General features: G+C 75.5%; 17 protein-coding genes. 10 read left to right on the top strand and 7 right to left on the bottom strand.

The genetic code is table 11. The features are described 5' to 3' along the window. Window positions 1-6 precede the first annotated feature (6 nt). Window positions 7-603 (bottom strand): potassium channel family protein, encoded by a 597-nt coding sequence (locus AS188_RS11065; protein WP_147050682.1) that lies wholly within the window; start codon window positions 601-603, stop codon window positions 7-9. A gap of 205 nt (window positions 604-808) precedes the next feature. On the opposite strand from AS188_RS11065, the gene holA reads away from it, so the two are divergent. After that, on the top strand, window positions 809-1810 hold the full coding sequence (gene holA, locus AS188_RS11060) for a DNA polymerase III subunit delta (RefSeq protein WP_058859888.1): 1002 nt from the start codon (window positions 809-811) through the stop codon (window positions 1808-1810). A 148-nt stretch (window positions 1811-1958) separates the two neighbouring features. Here holA and rpsT read toward each other — a convergent pair whose 3' ends face one another. From rpsT to AS188_RS11045, 3 genes are all read right to left on the bottom strand, one after another. Continuing rightward, window positions 1959-2219 carry a 30S ribosomal protein S20 gene (gene rpsT / locus AS188_RS11055; RefSeq protein WP_058858901.1) on the bottom strand — a complete coding sequence of 87 codons (261 nt, stop codon included), beginning with the start codon at window positions 2217-2219 and terminating at the stop codon, window positions 1959-1961. A gap of 295 nt (window positions 2220-2514) precedes the next feature. Continuing rightward, entirely contained in the window at window positions 2515-3063 is a 549-nt protein-coding gene (locus AS188_RS11050) for a type II toxin-antitoxin system PemK/MazF family toxin (RefSeq protein WP_058858900.1), read from the bottom strand. Between the two features lie 229 nt (window positions 3064-3292). After that, window positions 3293-3622: a hypothetical protein gene (locus AS188_RS11045; protein ID WP_058858899.1), complete on the bottom strand. Its 330-nt coding sequence runs from the start codon at window positions 3620-3622 to the stop codon at window positions 3293-3295. Between the two features lie 216 nt (window positions 3623-3838). Between AS188_RS11045 and lepA the strand changes: the two genes are divergently transcribed. Both lepA and hemW read left to right on the top strand, forming a co-directional pair. Next, window positions 3839-5698, top strand: a complete 1860-nt coding sequence (lepA, locus tag AS188_RS11040; RefSeq protein ID WP_058858898.1) for a translation elongation factor 4 — start codon at window positions 3839-3841, stop codon at window positions 5696-5698. Continuing rightward, window positions 5698-6939 (top strand): radical SAM family heme chaperone HemW, encoded by a 1242-nt coding sequence (hemW, locus tag AS188_RS11035; protein WP_058858897.1) that lies wholly within the window; start codon window positions 5698-5700, stop codon window positions 6937-6939. Before lepA ends, hemW begins: the two co-directional genes overlap by 1 nt. 18 nt (window positions 6940-6957) lie before the next feature. Here hemW and AS188_RS11030 read toward each other — a convergent pair whose 3' ends face one another. Further along, complete coding sequence (locus AS188_RS11030; RefSeq protein WP_307725715.1) at window positions 6958-7416, bottom strand: DUF4870 domain-containing protein; 459 nt, start codon at window positions 7414-7416, stop codon at window positions 6958-6960. A 142-nt stretch (window positions 7417-7558) separates the two neighbouring features. After that, complete coding sequence (locus AS188_RS11025; protein ID WP_058858895.1) at window positions 7559-8422, bottom strand: DUF3097 family protein; 864 nt, start codon at window positions 8420-8422, stop codon at window positions 7559-7561. A gap of 210 nt (window positions 8423-8632) precedes the next feature. On the opposite strand from AS188_RS11025, the gene hrcA reads away from it, so the two are divergent. From hrcA to AS188_RS11010, 3 genes are all read left to right on the top strand, one after another. After that, window positions 8633-9634 (top strand): heat-inducible transcriptional repressor HrcA, encoded by a 1002-nt coding sequence (hrcA, locus tag AS188_RS11020; protein WP_058858894.1) that lies wholly within the window; start codon window positions 8633-8635, stop codon window positions 9632-9634. A gap of 79 nt (window positions 9635-9713) precedes the next feature. After that, window positions 9714-10865, top strand: a complete 1152-nt coding sequence (dnaJ, locus tag AS188_RS11015; RefSeq protein WP_058858893.1) for a molecular chaperone DnaJ — start codon at window positions 9714-9716, stop codon at window positions 10863-10865. Further along, a complete protein-coding gene (locus tag AS188_RS11010) occupies window positions 10862-11653 on the top strand; it encodes a 16S rRNA (uracil(1498)-N(3))-methyltransferase (protein WP_058858892.1) in 792 nt (263 codons plus the stop codon). The genes dnaJ and AS188_RS11010 overlap by 4 nt, the downstream gene beginning before the upstream one ends. A gap of 23 nt (window positions 11654-11676) precedes the next feature. On the opposite strand, the gene AS188_RS11005 is transcribed toward AS188_RS11010, so the two are convergent. Beyond that, window positions 11677-12651: a GerMN domain-containing protein gene (locus AS188_RS11005; protein ID WP_147050580.1), complete on the bottom strand. Its 975-nt coding sequence runs from the start codon at window positions 12649-12651 to the stop codon at window positions 11677-11679. Between the two features lie 326 nt (window positions 12652-12977). On the opposite strand from AS188_RS11005, the gene AS188_RS11000 reads away from it, so the two are divergent. Genes AS188_RS11000 through AS188_RS10985 form a run of 4 tightly spaced genes read left to right on the top strand, consistent with a single transcriptional unit; the run spans window position 12978 to window position 16954 of the window. Continuing rightward, the gene (locus tag AS188_RS11000) at window positions 12978-14048 is read left to right on the top strand and encodes a PhoH family protein (RefSeq protein WP_058858890.1); all 1071 of its coding nucleotides are present in this window, start codon (window positions 12978-12980) and stop codon (window positions 14046-14048) included. Continuing rightward, window positions 14048-14554, top strand: coding sequence for an rRNA maturation RNase YbeY (gene ybeY / locus AS188_RS10995; RefSeq protein ID WP_058858889.1), 507 nt, complete (start codon window positions 14048-14050; stop codon window positions 14552-14554). Before AS188_RS11000 ends, ybeY begins: the two co-directional genes overlap by 1 nt. A gap of 8 nt (window positions 14555-14562) precedes the next feature. Further along, a complete protein-coding gene (locus tag AS188_RS10990) occupies window positions 14563-15903 on the top strand; it encodes a hemolysin family protein (RefSeq protein WP_058858888.1) in 1341 nt (446 codons plus the stop codon). After that, a complete protein-coding gene (locus AS188_RS10985; protein ID WP_058858887.1) occupies window positions 15896-16954 on the top strand; it encodes a GTPase Era in 1059 nt (352 codons plus the stop codon). Before AS188_RS10990 ends, AS188_RS10985 begins: the two co-directional genes overlap by 8 nt. Window positions 16955-16973 lie beyond the last annotated feature (19 nt).

Below are 16973 nucleotides of genomic sequence, written 5' to 3'. Positions count from 1 at the left end.
GCGTCCCTACCGGTCGCCGTCCTCGCCGTCGGCGGCGGCCTCGCGCCGGTCGAGCACCACCTCGACCAGCCACGACGCCAGCAGCGCCGTCACCAGCCCCAGCACGCCCAGGCCCCCGAACATCACCACCACCCCCACCGCACGCCCCGCCCCCGTCACCGGGTAGACGTCCCCGTAGCCCACCGTGCTCATCGTGCTCGCCGCCCACCACAGGGCGTCGCCCAGGTCGACGATGCGGGCCCCCGCCGCCCCGCGCTCGGCGTCGAGCACCGCCAGCGCCCCCACCAGCTCCAGCAGCGCCGCCCCGCCCACCAGCTGCACGGCCACCCGCCCCCGCAGGTCCGCCGCCGCCCGCCGGCCCACCACCAGTCCCAGCCCCACCAGGCGCAGCACCTGGAACTGGCGCAGCAGCGGAAAGACCACCACCGCCAGGTCCAGCACGTGCCCGGCCACGAACCGCCGCCGGTCGCCCGCCCGCGCCAGCCGCACCCCGCAGTCCACCGCGAACAGGCCCCAGACCCCGGCCAGCACCGCCCGGGACACCGGCTCCACCCCCGCGCCCGGGTCCAGGATCGGCCACGCCCACGCCACCAGGAACAGCACCGCCCCCGCCGTGCGCCCCCACCCCGGCACCCGCCACCCCGGACCCCGCGCGCCCGCGGCCCCCGGCCGCCCCCTGCCGCCCATGCCCCGATGATGCCTCCCGCCCCCGCGCACGGACCAGCACATGTCCTCCCGCCGTGAGAAGCTGGAGCCCGACCCACCCAGCGCCCGCGGCCCCGCGCCGCCCCAGAAGGAGGACGCGGCCATGACCCCCGCACGCCGTCCCGCCCCGGCCACCGGACCCACGTGGCGCGACGTCGAGCCCGCCCCGCTCGTCCTGCTCACCGGGCCCGAGGACTACCTCGCCGCACGCGCCCGCGACCGCGTGCGCACCCTGCTCAGGGAGCGGCGCGGTCCCGTCGAGCAGAGCGTCGTCGACGCCTCCGCCTACGCCCCCGGCCAGCTCGCGGCGCTCGCGAGCCCGTCCCTGTTCGACGACGCGAAGCTCATCCACGTCACCGGTCTCGCCGCGATGAACGACGACATGCTCGCGGACGGGCTCGCCTACGCGGCCGCCCCCGACCCGGACGTCGTGGTCGTGTGGGAGCACTCCGGCGGCAACCGCGGCAAGAAGCTGCTGGACGCCCTCAGGGCCGCCGGCGCGCAGGTCGTGGAGTGCCGGCCGCTGAAGAACGACCGGGACAAGAGCGAGTTCGTGCTCAGCGAGTTCCGGTCCCACCGGCGCCGGATCGACCCGGACGCCGCTCGCGCCCTGGCCGCGGCCGTGGGCAGCAGCACGGCCGAGCTCGCCGCGGCCTGCGCGCAGCTGCTCTCGGACGGCCCGGCGACGATCACCTTCGACGACGTCGAGAAGTACTACGGGGGCCGGGTCGAGGCCACGGCGTTCAAGGTCGCCGACGCCGCCCTGGCCGGGCGCACCGAGGCGGCGCTGAAGCTGTGGCGCCAGGCGCTGGACACCGGGGTGGACCCGGTGCCCATGGTCGGGGCGCTGGCCGCGAAGCTGCGCACGATCGCGCAGGTCCACGGCACCAGCGGGGGGTCGGCCCGGCTCGCCCAGCGCGTGGGGTCCGCCCCGTGGCAGGTGGAGCGCGCCCAGGAGGAGGGGCGGCGCTTCGCCGAGGCGGACCTGGTGCGGATGCTCGGGGCGCTGGCGGAGGCCGACGCCCAGGTCAAGGGGGAGGGGCGCGATCCCGCCTACGCCGTCGAGCGGGCGATCACCACGATCGCGCTCTCCGGCCGGCACTGAGCCGCCTCTCCGGCCGGCGCCGAGCCGCCTCTCCGGCCGGCCGGTCCGGCACCTGCCCGCACCCGGACACGACGCAGGCCCCGTCCCGGGCGGGGACGGGGCCTGCGGGCGGCCCGCCGGTGCGGGTGCGGCGGGGGCGCTCAGTCGCTCAGAGCGCGCCGACGCGCTTGGCGAGACCGGACTTCTTGTTGGCCGCGTTGTTCTTGTGCAGCACGCCCTTGCTCACGGCCTTGTCGAGCTTGCGGGAGACGGTGCGCAGGGCGTCCTGGGCGGTCTCCTTGTCGGCGGAGGCCACGGCCTCGTCGACCCGGCGGACCAGGGTCTTCAGCTCGGACTTGTAGGCGTTGTTGCGCAGGCGGGACTTCTCGTTGGTGAGAATGCGCTTCTTCTGGGACTTGATGTTGGCCACGGATGAACTCCTCGATGGATGCGTCGATACGGTCAGTGAGGGCAAACAGCCCGGCCCGAACTGAGAACGGGAGTGGGGACACCCTTGTGGCGGCCGTGCTGCAGTGCCCGACGACCAGCGCGGACACACAGCAGGACAGTCTAGCAGACAGGACCCCGGCGCGTCCGTCCGCGGCCGCGTCCCGGCCCGTCGTGGGCCCGGGTCCGCCGTGGGCGCGGGTCCGCCGCGCGCCCGGGTCCGTCCGGGCCCAGGGGGGCCGTGGGCTCCCCTGGGCGGGCGCCCCGGCGGGGAGGGCTCAGGTGCGGCGGCGGTGCAGGGCGGCGGCCACGCGGTCGAAGCGGTCCTCGGGCAGCACGGCGCCCTCCCGGCGGACGTCGGCGGGCAGCACCTGCACGACCCGGTCGAGCTTGACCTCCGATGGCCGTCCCCGCGGGTCCCAGGCGCCGGTGCCGACGTCGACGTAGTCGGGGTCCTGCCGCAGGTGGTCGGTGCGGTCCCGGGAGGTGAGCATCAGGCACAGCAGGTGCTCCCCGGCGCGGTCGACCACGAGCACCGGGCGGTCCTTGCCCCGGGAGGGGTCCTCCTCGAACGGCACCCACGTCCACACGACCTCGCCCGGGTCGGCCTGGCCGTCGGAGAGGGGCCGGTAGACCGGCCGCACGGGGCCGGTCCAGTCCCCGGGGTAGGGACGGGAGAGCCCCTCGGGCGCGCGGCGGCCCGGCCGTCCGGGGGCCCGGCGGGGCGCGGTGCGACCGGTGGCGGGGCCCGGGGCCTGCCGGGTGCTGCGGTAGACGTCGAGGGCGCGGACCGCCAGCCGGCCCAGCGTGCGCAGGTTCAGCTTCATGTCCGCCACTGTAGCCACGGGCGCGCCCACCGCATCCCGGGTCCCGACGGCACCCCGGGTCCCGACGGCACCCCGGGTTCCGACCGCGTCCGGATCCGCACCGCGGGCCGGCCCCGACGGCGCGCGGTGCGGCGACGACGGGCCGCCCGTGCGCGGCGGCGGGGGAGCGCCGCGCACGGGCGGCCCGTCCCCGGGCCCGCGGGTGCCGGTGCGGCGGCTCAGCGGCGGCTCACCAGTTGTGGGAGGCCCCGGGCGGGGGCTCCTCCGGGACGTCGTCGCGGTGGTAGAGGTACTCGTTGCCGCGCTCGTCGCGCTCGACGACGAAGTGCTCCTGCATCTGCTCGTACCAGTGGCGCACCACGGCGGACTCGTCCGCGCCGTGCTCGGCCGACGGCCGGCGTGCCGCGGGCCCGTAGACCTTCAGCACCACGTTGTTGATCCGGTCCAGGATCCCGTACCCGGACCCGGGGGCGTCGGTGCGGCCGGTGCGGTCGCGCTCCTCCCGGTGTCCGTGGCGCGGGTCCTCCGCCGCGTCCCGCGGGGCCTCGTGCTCGGCCATGGCTCCACCCCTGTGCTCGCCGACCGTGATGCACACCACTCTACCGGCGCCGCGCCCGCCGCAGAAGGACCGCCCCGGGGGTCCGGGGCGGGGCCGGATGGCCCGCCCGGTCCAAACGTGGGAAACTGGACAGCTGAGTCCCCGGCACGGTCCCCGTTGCCGACCGTTCCCAGGAGATCCCCGGCAGGGCCGCGCCCGCCGGAGAAAGGACCGCCCGTGTCTCCGCTGGCCGTCAACGCCCCGGTTCCCGCCTCCACGGACCCCGCCGTCATCCGCAACTTCTGCATCATCGCCCACATCGACCACGGCAAGTCCACGCTCGCGGACCGGATGCTGCAGGCCACCGGGGTGGTCACCCCGCGGGAGATGAAGGCCCAGTACCTGGACCGGATGGACATCGAGCGCGAGCGCGGGATCACCATCAAGTCCCAGGCGGTGCGCATGCCGTGGAACGTGGCCGGGGCCGACTACGCGCTGAACATGATCGACACCCCCGGCCACGTCGACTTCACCTACGAGGTCTCCCGGTCGCTGGCCGCGTGCGAGGGCGCGCTGCTGCTGGTCGACGCCGCCCAGGGCATCGAGGCCCAGACCCTGGCCAACCTGTACCTGGCCATGGAGAACGACCTCACGGTCATCCCGGTGCTCAACAAGATCGACCTGCCCGCGGCCCAGCCGGAGAAGTACGCCGAGGAGCTGGGCAACCTCATCGGCGTGGACCCCGAGGACGTGCTGCGGGTCTCCGGCAAGACGGGCCAGGGCGTGGAGGCGCTGCTGGACCGCATCGTCCAGGAGGTCCCGGGCCCGGTCGGGGACCCCGGGGCCCCCTCCCGGTCGATGATCTTCGACTCGGTCTACGACACCTACCGCGGCGTGGTCACCTACGTGCGCGTCGTCGACGGCCGGCTCACCCCGCGCGAGCGGATCCGGATGATGTCCACCGGCGCCCAGCACGAGCTGCTCGAGATCGGGGTGATCTCCCCGGAGCCCAAGCCCACCGCGGGCCTGGGCGTGGGGGAGGTCGGCTACCTGATCACCGGGGTGAAGGATGTGCGCCAGTCGCGGGTGGGCGACACCGTCACCAACGCCCAGAAGCCGGCCGCCGAGTCCCTGGGCGGCTACGAGGACCCCAAGCCGATGGTGTTCTCGGGGCTGTTCCCGATCGACGGCTCCGACTACCCGGTGCTGCGCGACGCCCTGGACAAGCTCCAGCTCAACGACGCCGCGCTGGTCTACGAGCCCGAGTCCTCCGCGGCCCTGGGCTTCGGCTTCCGCTGCGGGTTCCTGGGTCTGCTCCACCTCGAGATCGTGCGCGAGCGCCTGGAGCGGGAGTTCGACCTGGACCTGATCTCCACCGCCCCGTCGGTGAGCTACAACGTGACCCTGGAGGACGGCACGGAGACGGTCGTGACCAACCCCTCCGAGTTCCCCACCGGGCGGGTCGGGGAGATCCGCGAGCCGATGGTCTCGGCGACCGTGCTGGCCCCCTCCGAGTTCATCGGGGCGATCATGGAGCTGTGCCAGTCCAAGCGCGGGCAGCTCAAGGGCATGGACTACCTCTCCGAGGACCGGGTCGAGCTGCGCTACCGGCTGCCGCTGGCCGAGATCGTCTTCGACTTCTTCGACCAGCTCAAGTCCCGCACGAAGGGCTACGCCTCCCTGGACTGGAAGGCCGAGGGGGAGGAGGCCGCCGACCTCGTGAAGGTCGACATCCTGCTCCAGGGCGAGCCCGTGGACGCGTTCAGCGCGATCACCCACCGGGACAAGGCCTACTCCTACGGGGTGATGATGACCGGCAAGCTGCGCGAGCTGATCCCGCGCCAGCAGTTCGAGGTCCCCATCCAGGCCGCCATCGGCTCCCGGGTGATCGCCCGCGAGAACATCCGGGCGATCCGCAAGGACGTGCTCTCCAAGTGCTACGGCGGCGACATCTCCCGCAAGCGCAAGCTGCTGGAGAAGCAGAAGGAGGGCAAGAAGCGGATGAAGATGGTCGGCCGGGTGGAGGTCCCCCAGGAGGCCTTCGTCGCGGCGCTGTCCTCCGACGAGGCCGGGGAGAAGAAGGACAAGAAGAAGTAGTGGCCCCCGCCCAGCCCGAGGGCCTGCCGGCCCCGCTCGACGGGCGGCTGCCGGCCTCCGCCGCGGAGGCCTCCGCGCAGCGCACGCTGAGCCTCTACGTCCACGTGCCCTTCTGCGCGGTGCGCTGCGGGTACTGCGACTTCAACACCTACACCGCCGTCGAGCTGGGCCCCGGGGTCTCCCAGGACGCCTACGCGGCAGACGCCGCGGCGGAGGTGCGCTGGGCCCGCCGCGTGCTGGCGGACTCCGGGGTCGCGGTGCGGCCCCTGCACAGCGTGTTCCTCGGCGGCGGCACCCCGACGCTGCTGCCCGCCGAGGACCTCGCCGCCGTGCTGGACCAGGCCCGGGCGAGCTTCGGGCTCGCCGAGGGCGCCGAGGTCACCACCGAGGCCAACCCCGACTCCGTGACCCCGCAGTCCCTCGCCGTGCTGGCCGCGGCCGGGGTGACCCGGGTGTCCTTCGGCATGCAGTCGGCGGTCCCGCACGTGCTCGCGGTGCTGGACCGCACCCACGACCCCGACAACGTCCCCCGGGCGGTGGCCTGGGCGCGCGAGGCCGGACTGGGCGTGAGCGTGGACCTCATCCACGGCACCCCCGGGGAGTCCCTGGCCGACTGGGAGCACTCCGTGCGCACGGCGCTGTCCTACGAGCCCGACCACGTCTCCGCCTACGCCCTCATCATCGAGGACGGCACCCGGCTGGCCGCCCGCATGCGCCGGGGCGAGGTCCCCCCGGTCGACGAGGACGACCAGGCCGACAAGTACGAGCTCGCCGACCGCCTCCTGGCCGAGGCCGGCTACGAGTGGTACGAGGTCAGCAACTGGGCCCGGCCCGCGGGCCCCGACGGCACGGCCCACCGCAGCCGCCACAACCTCGCCTACTGGCACAACCAGGACTGGTGGGGCATCGGCCCCGGCGCCCACTCCCACGTGGGCGGCACCCGCTGGTGGAACCTCAAGCACCCGGTGCCCTACACGAACCGGGTGCGGGCCGGGCACTCGCCCGCGGCCGGGCGCGAGGTCCTCGACGCCCCGACCCGCCGGCTGGAGCGGGTGATGCTCGAGGCCCGCATCCGCGACGGGCTGCCCGTGACCGCCCTCGAGGCCCCCGGCCGGGCCGCCGTCGCCGGGCTGATCGCCGACGGGCTCGTCGACCCGGCCGCGGCGCTGGGCGGGCGGGTCGTGCTCACCCTGCGCGGGCGCCTGCTCGGCGACGCCGTGGTCCGGCGCCTGCTGGGCTGAGCCCGCCGGGCGAGCGTGCTAGCGGCGGGCGGCCCGCTCCCGGGAGCGCTCCGCCAGCCGCGCCGCGATCCGGTCGTAGAGACGGGTGTTGTAGCGGTAGACGTAGGGCTCCCCGCGGTTGACCTGGATGCCGCCCGCCAGCGACCCGATCGCCAGCAGCAGCCAGGCCGCCGCGGCGGCCAGGGCGAAGAGCCACCCCACGAACGGCACCGGGGCCAGCAGCGCACCGGCCACCACCACGAGGGAGGGCAGCAGCGTGAAGTTCATCGCCTCCAGCGACTCCTGCTCCGTGAACCGGCCCCGGCCCCGGAAGGCCCGGTGGATCAGCAGCGAGGGCAGGAAACCGGCCACGCCCCCGAAGTGCGCGAGCGTCGCCCACTGGCGGTCCTCGGCGACGGTCAGCGGCTGGGCCACGGCGGAGAGCCCCTCGAAGGGAGGCCGGTCGTTCTCGCGGCTCGGTCGGGGAGAGGTCTGCACGGGCAACGGGCGTCCTTCAGCGGCAGGACCGCGGGCACGGTCGGTCGACAGGTGGTGCCCCCATGCTAGCGGCCGCCCCCGCCGCCGCGCCGTGCCCCGCACCACAGGTGTGCGAATGTGACGTGGCGCGCCGCGAACCCGCTCACGCCCCCGGGGCCGTCAGGAAGTCGATGAGCTCCTCCACCCGCCCCAGCAGCGCCGGCTCCAGGTCCGCGTAGGTCTCCACCCGCGAGAGGATGTGCTGCCACACCCGCCCCAGGTCCCCGGGCTCCCGGTGCGGCCACCCCAGCGCCGCCGCCGTGCCCGTCTTCCAGTCCGTGCCCCGCGGCACCTCCGGCCACGCCTCGAAGCCCAGCACCCGCGGCCGCACCGCCTGCCAGATGTCCACGTACGGGTGGCCCAGCACCAGCACGTTGCCCGCCGCCCCCGGCACCCGCATCGTCTCCGCCGCGATCCGCGACTCCTTCGACCCCGCCACCAGGTGGTCCACCAGCACCCCGAGCCGCCGCCCCGGACCCGGCCCGAACTCCAGCACCGCCGCCGGCAGGTCGTCCACCCCGTGCAGCGGCTCCACCACGATCCCCTCCACCGCCAGGTCGTGGCCCCACACCTTCGCCACCAGCTCCGCGTCGTGGTAGCCCTCCACCCACACCCGCGAGGCCTTCGCCGTCGAGGCCCGCAGGCCCTCCACCGCCACCGACCCCGACCGGGTGCGCGCCGGCCGCCGCGGCCCCGCCGCCCGGCGCGGCTCCACGACGACGACGGGCTCGCCCTCCAGCAGGAACCCCGGACCCAGCGGGAACGCCTTCACCCGCCCCCGGCGGTCCTCCAGCCCCATCACCCGCATCCCCCCGATGGTCTCCAGGGACACCACGGCACCGACCCACCCCGTGCCCACGTCCTCCAGCAGCAGCCCCGGCTCCACCGGCACCTCCGCCGAGACCGGCCGCCGCCGCGCGAGGGCGTCGTCGTCGAGGGAGCGCGGCCCCCATCCGTAGGTGCTCATCCGTCCATCCCTTCCCGGCCCGCGCACGGGCAACGGGGCCGCGGACCGGCCGGAAGCGTACCAGGCCACACCCCGTGCCCCCGCCCCCCGCCCGGGGGCTACACTGGGGAAACTGGCACTGTGAGCGCCCGAGTGCCAGACCCGGCCCCGCGCCGGGACCACCCACCGCCACCGACGGGCGCCGGACCGGGACCGGGGAAGGAGCGCGACGTGAACCAGCCCAGACGCCTGCAGGTCCTGCAGGCCATCGTCGAGGACTACGTCCGCTACCGCGAACCCGTCGGCTCCAAGGCCCTCGTCGAGCGCCACCGCCTCGGCGTCTCCTCCGCCACCGTCCGCAACGACATGGCCGCCCTCGAGGAGGAGGGCCTCATCGCCGCCCCCCACACCAGCTCCGGGCGCATCCCCACCGACAAGGGCTACCGCACCTTCGTCAACCGCATCGCCGCCGTCAAGCCCCTCTCCGGCCCCGAACGCCGCGCCATCCAGAGCCTCCTCGACGACGCCGCCGACATCGACGACGTCATGGAGCGCACCGTGCGCCTGCTCGCCCAGCTCACCCACCAGGTCGCCGTCGTCCAGTACCCCCACGCCTCCGGCGTCACCGTCCGCCACGTCGAGCTCGTCGACCTCGGCGCCGGCCAGGTCCTCGTCGTCCTCATCCCCACCAACGGCCGCGTCGTCCAGCGCGTCGCCCCCGTCCCCGCACCCCTCGACGAGGACACCCTCCTCGAACTGCGCGCCCGCGTCCTCGCCGCCACCACCGGCCGCACCCTCACCGAGGTCCACGACGCCCTCGAGCTCGCCGCCGCCACCGCACCCCCCGCCCTCGCCGCCGTCGCCGAGACCGTCTCCGCGCTCGCCGCCGGCTCGACCGAGCACCGCATGGCCATGGCCGGGACCGCGAACCTCGCCCGCGCCACCGGGGACTTCAACCTGAGCATCGGGCCGGTCCTGGAAGCCCTCGAGGAGCAGGTGGTCATGCTCCGGCTGCTCTCCGAGATGGAGCAGGACGCCCGCGGCGTCGCGGTGCGCATCGGCGCCCCCAGCGCCGTGGACCCGCTGGCCGAGGCCGCCGTGGTGGCCACCGGCTACGGCCCGCAGGCCCAGTCCAAGGTGGGCGTGGTGGGGCCCATGCGCATGGACTACCCGTCCACCATGGCCGCCGTGCGTGCGGTGGCCCGCTACCTCTCCCGTATCCTCGGGGGCTGACCCTCGCGGGCCCCGGCCCCCGCCGTCCCCCGCGCAGCACCCGACCAGCATCCCGACCGACCCGACAGAACGGACCACGGTGAGCGATCACTACGAAACCCTGGGCGTGTCCCGCGACGCCAGCCCGGAGGAGATCAAGAAGGCCTACCGGAAGAAGGCCCGCCGGCTGCACCCGGACGTGAACCCCGGCACCGAGGCCGCCGAGGAGTTCAAGCGCGTCTCCCACGCCCACGACGTCCTCTCCGACCCCGAGAAGCGGCGCGTCTACGACGCCACCGGCAACGAGAACGGCACCGACACCGGCTTCGGCGGGGGCTTCCCCGGCACCGGCTTCGGCTTCCAGGACATCTTCGACACCTTCTTCCAGGGCGCCGGCGGCGCCGGGGCGGGCCGCCGCGGCCCGGCCTCCCGCACCCGCCAGGGACAGGACGCGCTGATCAACGTGCGCGTGTCCCTGCGCGACGCCGTCTTCGGCACCGAGAAGAAGATCACGGTCGACACGGCGGTGGTGTGCCCCACGTGCAACGGCACGTGCTGCCAGGAGGGCACCCAGCCCGAGACCTGCGAGGTCTGCCACGGCTCCGGGCAGGTCCAGCGCCAGGTCCAGTCCATCCTCGGCACCGTCGTCACCGCCGCCCCGTGCGCCACCTGCCAGGGCTTCGGCACCGTCATCAAGCACCCCTGCCACGAGTGCTACGGCGAGGGCCGCGTGCGCGACCGCCGCCCGTTGACCGTCAAGATCCCGGCCGGGGTCTCCACCGGCAACCGGATCCGGCTCTCGGGCCAGGGCGAGGCCGGCACCGCCGGGGGCCCCAACGGCGACCTCTACGTCGAGCTCAAGGTCGACCCCGACCCCACCTTCGAGCGGCAGGGCGACGACCTGCACGCCCGCGTGCGCCTGCCCATGACCTCCGCCGCGCTGGGGACGACGCTGACGCTGGAGACCTTCGACGGCGAGCGCGAGCTCGCGGTGGAGCCCGGCACGCAGACGGGGCACACCGTCACCCTCCACGACCTCGGCGCCACCCGCCTGCGCGGCGGGGGCCGCGGCGACCTGCACGTCCACCTCGAGGTCGAGACCCCCTCCGGGCTCGACGACGAGCAGCGCGAGCTCCTCGAGCAGCTCGCCCGGCTGCGCGGCGAGGAGCAGTCCACCGGCACCACGCTGAACTCCCCGGCCGGCTCCGGCGGGTTCTTCTCCCGCCTGCGGGACCGGTTCACCGACCTGTGAGCCGCCCCGTCTTCCGCGCCGACCCCGGCACGCTCGGGGCCGCCGCCCCCGGCGCCGAGGTCGTGGTCACGGGCCCGGAGGCCCGCCACGCCCTGACGGTGCGCCGCCTCGGCGCCGGGGACGGGCTCGAGCTCGTGGACGGGCACGGCCTGCGGGCCGCGGGCACGGTGACCGGCGCCGAGCGGGAGCGGATGACGGTGCGCGTGGACGCCGTGGCCGCCGAGCCCGTGCGCACGCCGCGGCTCGTCCTGGCCCAGGCCCTCGCCAAGGGCGAGCGCGACCTGCTGGCCGTGGAGACGGCCACCGAGCTCGGGGCCGACGCCGTCGTGCCCTGGCAGGCCGAGCGCTCGATCGTGCGCTGGCGCAGGGAGCGTGCGGCGAAGAGCCACGAGAAGTGGGTGCACACGGTCGCCGCGGCGGCGAAGCAGTCCCGCCGCGCGGCCTGGCCGGAGGTGGCGCCCCTGGCGAGCACCGAGGACCTCGCCGGGCGGGCGGCCCGCCCCGGCACGCTCGCTCTCGTCCTGCACGAGGACGCCGAGCGTCCCCTCGTGGACCTGCTCGCCCCGGCCTCCGGGGGGCAGGACGAGGCCCTCGCGGGGGCCGAGGAGGTCCTGCTCGTCGTCGGCCCGGAGGGCGGCATCACCCCGGCCGAGCTGAAGCGCCTGGGCGCGGCGGGGGCGCTGCCCGTGCGGCTGGGCCGGGAGGTGCTGCGCAGCTCCACCGCCGGCCCGGCGGCCCTGGCCGTGCTCGCCGCCCTGCTCGGCCGGTGGGCGAGCGGGGACGCCTGAGCGCACCGGGGCCCGCCGGCACCTCAGGAGGCGGTGACCTCCACGGCCTTGTCGTCGCGCACGGACCCGTCGCCGGCGCGCCCGCGGACCGAGACCGTGTAGCGCCCCGGCGCCAGCGGCACCTCCGCCCGGAACGGGGCCGCTCCGGCCCGGGCGGGGGCCGGCTCGATCCGGCCGCCGGCCACCTGCCGCCCCTCCCGGTCGGAGACCGTCCAGCGGCCCTCCTCGACCCCGGAGCGGATCCGGCCCGACAGGACGAGGCCCCCGCCGGAGCGCGCGTCCTCCTCGGGGCCGGCGAGCCACAGCGGCGCCTCCAGGTCCTCGTCCGGGGCCACCGGGCCCGCCGGGCGCACGGCGCCGAAGAGCTCCTGGCCGGCCCGGCCCTCTACCAGGAGCACGACCTCGGGGCGCGAGCTCGCCGGCAGCAGCCCGGAGGTCGCGGCCGCCGCCGTGACCGTGTGCACGAGCTGCTGGACCGCCAGCCCGGCCCGGTCCGGCTCCAGCTCCGCGGACACGGCCGCGGCGGGCAGGTCCACCGTGATCGTCCCGTCGGGCGAGGTCGACGTGCCGATCCGCTCGACGTCACCCCACAGGCTGCGGTAGTCCGGGTCCCGGGGCCGCTCCGAGGCCATCAGCTGGGCGGCCGCCGCGATGGGGTCCGCCCCGCCCCGGGGGGCGCCGACCGGGGCCTCGCGCAGCTCGCGGTAGAGCCGCTCCCGGCCCTCGGGCCCGCCCACCCAGTAGACCGGCAGCCGGCGGGTGGCGACCGTGTCCGCGCCGTCCCGGGCCGTCGTCGCGGCCGACGGAGCAGGCGTCGCGGCGCTGCGGCCGACGGTCCCCGGCGCCGCCGTGCCGGCCGGGGCCCCCGGGCCCGGCGCCGCGCACCCCGTCAGCAGGACCGTGCCGGCGCCCAGCAGCGCGGCTGCCGCGCGCACCCGGCGCACGGGCGCGGCGGGGACGCGACGGGGACGTCGGGGGCGGGGCTGGGGAGCGGGCATGGCGGGGGAGCGCACCTCGGGGGGTCGGGACCGGGACGGGAGGGGGCGGCGGGCGGCACGGGTCCGGGCGCCCGCTCCGGCCCCCCTGTCCGGAGGGCCCGACCATCCAAGCACGCCCGCACCGGCCGACCCCGCACGGAAGGCCCCCGAGGCCCGGACCGATACCGAATCGCAATCCGGGCGGCGGCGCACCCGCACCCGCCGGCCGGCGCGGTACCCTGGAGGCACCTCCCGGCACGGGCCCCGCACGCCGCGCCGCCCGCCCGGGACCCGACCGTCCACGACGACCACGAGGAAGCGAGCGCACGGCCGCCCCGGCCGGACCCATGACTGAGACGCTGCCCGGCACCACGCACCCCCTGACGAACCGCGCCGTCATCCCCTTCCCGGACCGCGAGACGATGGTCCGCTGCCTGGGGCCGGGCGACGACACGCTGCGCCAGGTCGAGACGGCCTTCCCGGGGCTGGCCACCCGCCCCCGCGGCCTCGAACTCGGGCTGGAGGGTCCCGATCCCGCCGTGCGGATCGTCACGACGCTGTTCGAGGAGCTGAAGGTCCTGGCCGGGCGGGAGACCGCGATCACCCCGCAGGTCATCGGCCAGCTGCTGGAGATCATCGGCCGGGACCTCTCCGCCCGTCCCAGCGGTGCCCTGACCCAGAACATCCTCTCCAGCCGCGGCCGCAAGATCCGGCCCAAGACCCTGCGGCAGAAGGCCTACGTCGACGCGATCGACGAGCACACGGTGGTGTTCGGCATCGGCCCGGCCGGCACGGGCAAGACGTACCTGGCGATGGCCAAGGCCGTCCAGGCGCTGCAGGCCAAGGAGGTCAACCGGATCATCCTCACCCGCCCGGCCGTCGAGGCGGGGGAGCGGCTGGGCTTCCTGCCCGGCACCCTGAGCGAGAAGATCGACCCGTACCTGCGCCCGCTCTACGACGCGCTGCACGACATGATGGACCCCGACTCCATCCCGCGGCTCATGGAGAGCGGCACCATCGAGGTCGCCCCGCTGGCCTACATGCGCGGGCGCACCCTCAACGACGCCTTCATCGTGCTCGACGAGGCGCAGAACACGACGCCCGAGCAGATGAAGATGTTCCTCACCCGGCTCGGCTTCGGCTCGAAGATGGTCGTCACCGGCGACGTCACCCAGGTCGACCTGCCCGGGGGCACCTCCTCGGGCCTGCGCCAGGTCCAGCACGTGCTGGGCGGGGTCGACGACGTCGCCTTCACGGAGATGACCTCCGAGGACGTCGTGCGCCACGAGCTGGTGAGCCGGATCGTCAGCGCCTACGACGCCTTCGACACCGTCAACCGGCGCCGCGACGAACGGCGCCGGCGCAGGGGCACGCCCCCCGGCGGCGAGCGCCCGGCCGATGACGGGGAGAGCGCCTGATGGCCGTCGAGTTCGACGTCCGCCTGAGCCCCGACGAGGTCCCCCCGCAGGACCGCCCGGCCTGGGCGGCCGTGGACACCGGCCTGCTGGGCCGGCTGGCGGCGTTCGCCCTCGAGCGCCTGCACGTGCACCCCGACGCGGAGCTGTCCGTGGCCGTGGTGGACGAGGACGAGATGGCGCGGCTGCACGTCGAGTGGATGGACCTGCCCGGCCCCACCGACGTCATGTCCTTCCCCATGGACGAGCTGCGCCCCGGCACCGCCGAGGTCCCGGCCGAGGGAACGCTCGGGGACATCGTCCTGTGCCCCACCGTCGCCCTCCGCCAGGCCGAGGCCGCCGGCCACCCCGCGGCCGACGAGCTGTGCCTGCTGACCGTGCACGGGATCCTCCACCTCCTGGGCCACGACCACGCCGAGCCGGAGGAGCGCCGCACCATGTTCGAGCTCCAGCGGGAGCTGCTCACCGACTTCCTCGGCCGGCCCGCGCCGGTCGAGACCATGGAGTAGGCACCGCCGTGACCAGCGCCGTCCTGATCGCCGCGGCGATCGGCTTCCTGTGCACCGCCTTCGTGCTGACCGCGGCCGAGACGGGCCTGACCTACCTGCCCCGCTCCGCGGCGGAGGCCGTCGAGCGCGACGCCCCCCGCTCCGCCGCGGCGAAGATCCTCGCGAGCCCCGCCGCGCACCTGCACGCCCTGCGGTTCTGGCGGGTGTGGTTCGAGACCGCCTCGGCCGTGGCGGTCGCCCTCGCCCTGCTCGACGCCCTCGAGCGCGTCTGGCTGGCCGCGCTGCTCGCGACCGTGGTCATGGCCGCGGTCGGCTTCGTGCTCACGGGCGTCTCGCCCCGCCAGATCGGCCGCGCCAACCCGGTGGGGACCGTGCGACTGACCGCGGGCCTCGTGCGGGTGCTGCGCACCGTGCTCGGGCCCGTGCCGGGGCTGCTCGTGCGGCTGGGCTCCGCCGTCGCCCGGGACCCCGGACGGGCGACGCCGGGCCACCTCACCGAGGAGGAGCTGCTCGAGTTCGTCGACCGCTCGACCGACCAGGACCTCATCGAGGACGACGAGGCCGAGCTGCTCCACTCCGTCTTCGACCTCGACGACACCGCCGTGCGCGCCGTGATGGTCCCGCGCACCGACATGGTCGCCGTCGACGACGACGGGACCGTCGAGGACGCCCTGAACCTCTTCTTCCGCTCCGGCTACTCCCGCATCCCCGTGGTGGGCGAGAGCGCCGACGACGTCCTGGGCGTGCTCTACCAGAAGGACCTCGCCGAGGCCGTCCACCGCGGCAGCACCCGTCTCGCGGCCACGGGGCTGTCCCGCCTCGCCCGCGAGGTGCGCTACGTCCCGGAGTCCAAGAAGGTCAACGAGCTGCTGCGCGAGATGCAGCGGGAGTCGATCCACGTCGCCGTCGTCGTCGACGAGTACGGCGGGACCGCCGGGCTCGTGACCCTCGAGGACCTCATCGAGGAGCTGCTCGGGGAGATCGTCGACGAGTACGACCGCGAGAAGCCCGAGGTCGTCGCCCTGGGCGGGGGCCGCTACCGGATCTCGGCCGCCCTCGGCGTCGAGGACCTCGGCGACCTCTTCGAGGTCGACCTCGACGACGACGAGGTCGACACCGCCGGCGGCCTGCTCGCGAAGTCCATCGGCCGGGTGCCCATCGTGGGTTCCCGCGCCACCGTCGAGGGCATCGTCCTCGAGGCCGTCACCCTCGAGGGCCGACGCAACCGCGTGGGCCAGCTCGAGGTCCGCCGCGACCCCGACTGGGTCCCGCCCGGCTCCACCGCCGTGGACCCCGCCGCCACGGCGCCCGCCGCCCCGCCGTCCCAGCAGGAGGACCACCATGTCTGAGCCCGACCGCCCCGCACCCGGCGGCGAGCCCGCCGGCCCGTTCCGCGCCGGCTTCGCCGTGCTCGTGGGCCGGCCCAACGCCGGGAAGTCCACCCTCACCAACGCCCTCGTGGGCCAGAAGGTGGCCATCACCTCCAACCGGCCCCAGACGACGCGGCACACCATCCGCGGGATCGTCCACCGCCCCGAGGGCCAGCTCGTGCTCGTCGACACCCCGGGGCTGCACCGGCCCCGGACCCTGCTCGGACAGCGGCTCAACGACCTCGTCGCCGACACCCTCGCCGAGGTCGACGTCATCGGCTTCTGCGTGCCGGCCAACGAGAAGATCGGCCCCGGCGACCGCTACATCGCCCAGCAGCTCGCCGCGTCCGGGAACAAGCCCGTGGTCGCGATCGTCACCAAGACCGACACCGTCTCCCGCGCCGAGCTGACCGAGCAGCTGCTCGCCGTCACCGAGCTCGGCCGCTCCGTCATGGCCGAGGAGCAGGCGGCCCGGGCCGAGCGCGCCGAGCGGTCCGCCCGCAAGCCCCGCCACCGCGCCGGCGCGGCACCGGCTCCCCGCCCCGCGCCCGGCGAGCCGGGCTGGGCCGAGGTCATCCCCGTCTCCGCCGTGGACGGCTTCCAGGTCGAGGCCCTCGCGCGGCTGCTCGTCGCGCGGATGCCCGAGTCCCCGCCCCTGTACCCCGACGGGGAGCTCACCGACGAGCCGGAGCTGACGATGGTCGCCGAGCTCGTCCGCGAGGCGGCCCTGGAGGGCGTGCGGGACGAGCTGCCCCACTCGCTGGCGGTCGTCGTGGAGGAGATGGTGCCCCGCGAGGGCCGGCCCGCGGACCGCCCGCTGCTCGACGTGCGCGTCAACGTCTACGTCGAGCGGCAGTCGCAGAAGGCCATTGTCATCGGCAAGGGCGGGGCCCGGCTGCGCGAGATCGGCACCCGCTCCCGCGCCGCCATCGAGGCCCTGCTCGGCACCCGCATCCACCTCGACCTGCACGTGAAGGTCGCCAAGGAGTGGCAGCGCGACCCCAAGCTGCTCTCCCGCCTCGGGTTCTGACCCGCCCGCACCGCATACC

This window comes from Kocuria flava (genome assembly GCF_001482365.1).
GTDB lineage: Bacteria > Actinomycetota > Actinomycetes > Actinomycetales > Micrococcaceae > Kocuria > Kocuria flava.
Note: the sequence above shows the minus strand (reverse complement) of the source record. Positions and strands in the feature narration are given on the sequence as shown.

Excerpts from the sequence above, each read along its gene's own strand:
- holA (WP_058859888.1), top strand. The coding sequence starts at position 809 with ATGACCCCCGCACGCCGTCCCGCCCCGGCCACCGGACCCACGTGGCGC.
- AS188_RS11050 (WP_058858900.1), bottom strand. The coding sequence starts at position 3,063 with ATGAAGCTGAACCTGCGCACGCTGGGCCGGCTGGCGGTCCGCGCCCTC.
- AS188_RS11045 (WP_058858899.1), bottom strand. The coding sequence starts at position 3,622 with ATGGCCGAGCACGAGGCCCCGCGGGACGCGGCGGAGGACCCGCGCCAC.
- AS188_RS11025 (WP_058858895.1), bottom strand. The coding sequence starts at position 8,422 with ATGAGCACCTACGGATGGGGGCCGCGCTCCCTCGACGACGACGCCCTC.
- AS188_RS11005 (WP_147050580.1), bottom strand. The coding sequence starts at position 12,651 with ATGCCCGCTCCCCAGCCCCGCCCCCGACGTCCCCGTCGCGTCCCCGCC.
- AS188_RS11000 (WP_058858890.1), top strand. The coding sequence starts at position 12,978 with ATGACTGAGACGCTGCCCGGCACCACGCACCCCCTGACGAACCGCGCC.
- ybeY (WP_058858889.1), top strand. The coding sequence starts at position 14,048 with ATGGCCGTCGAGTTCGACGTCCGCCTGAGCCCCGACGAGGTCCCCCCG.
- AS188_RS10985 (WP_058858887.1), top strand. The coding sequence starts at position 15,896 with ATGTCTGAGCCCGACCGCCCCGCACCCGGCGGCGAGCCCGCCGGCCCG.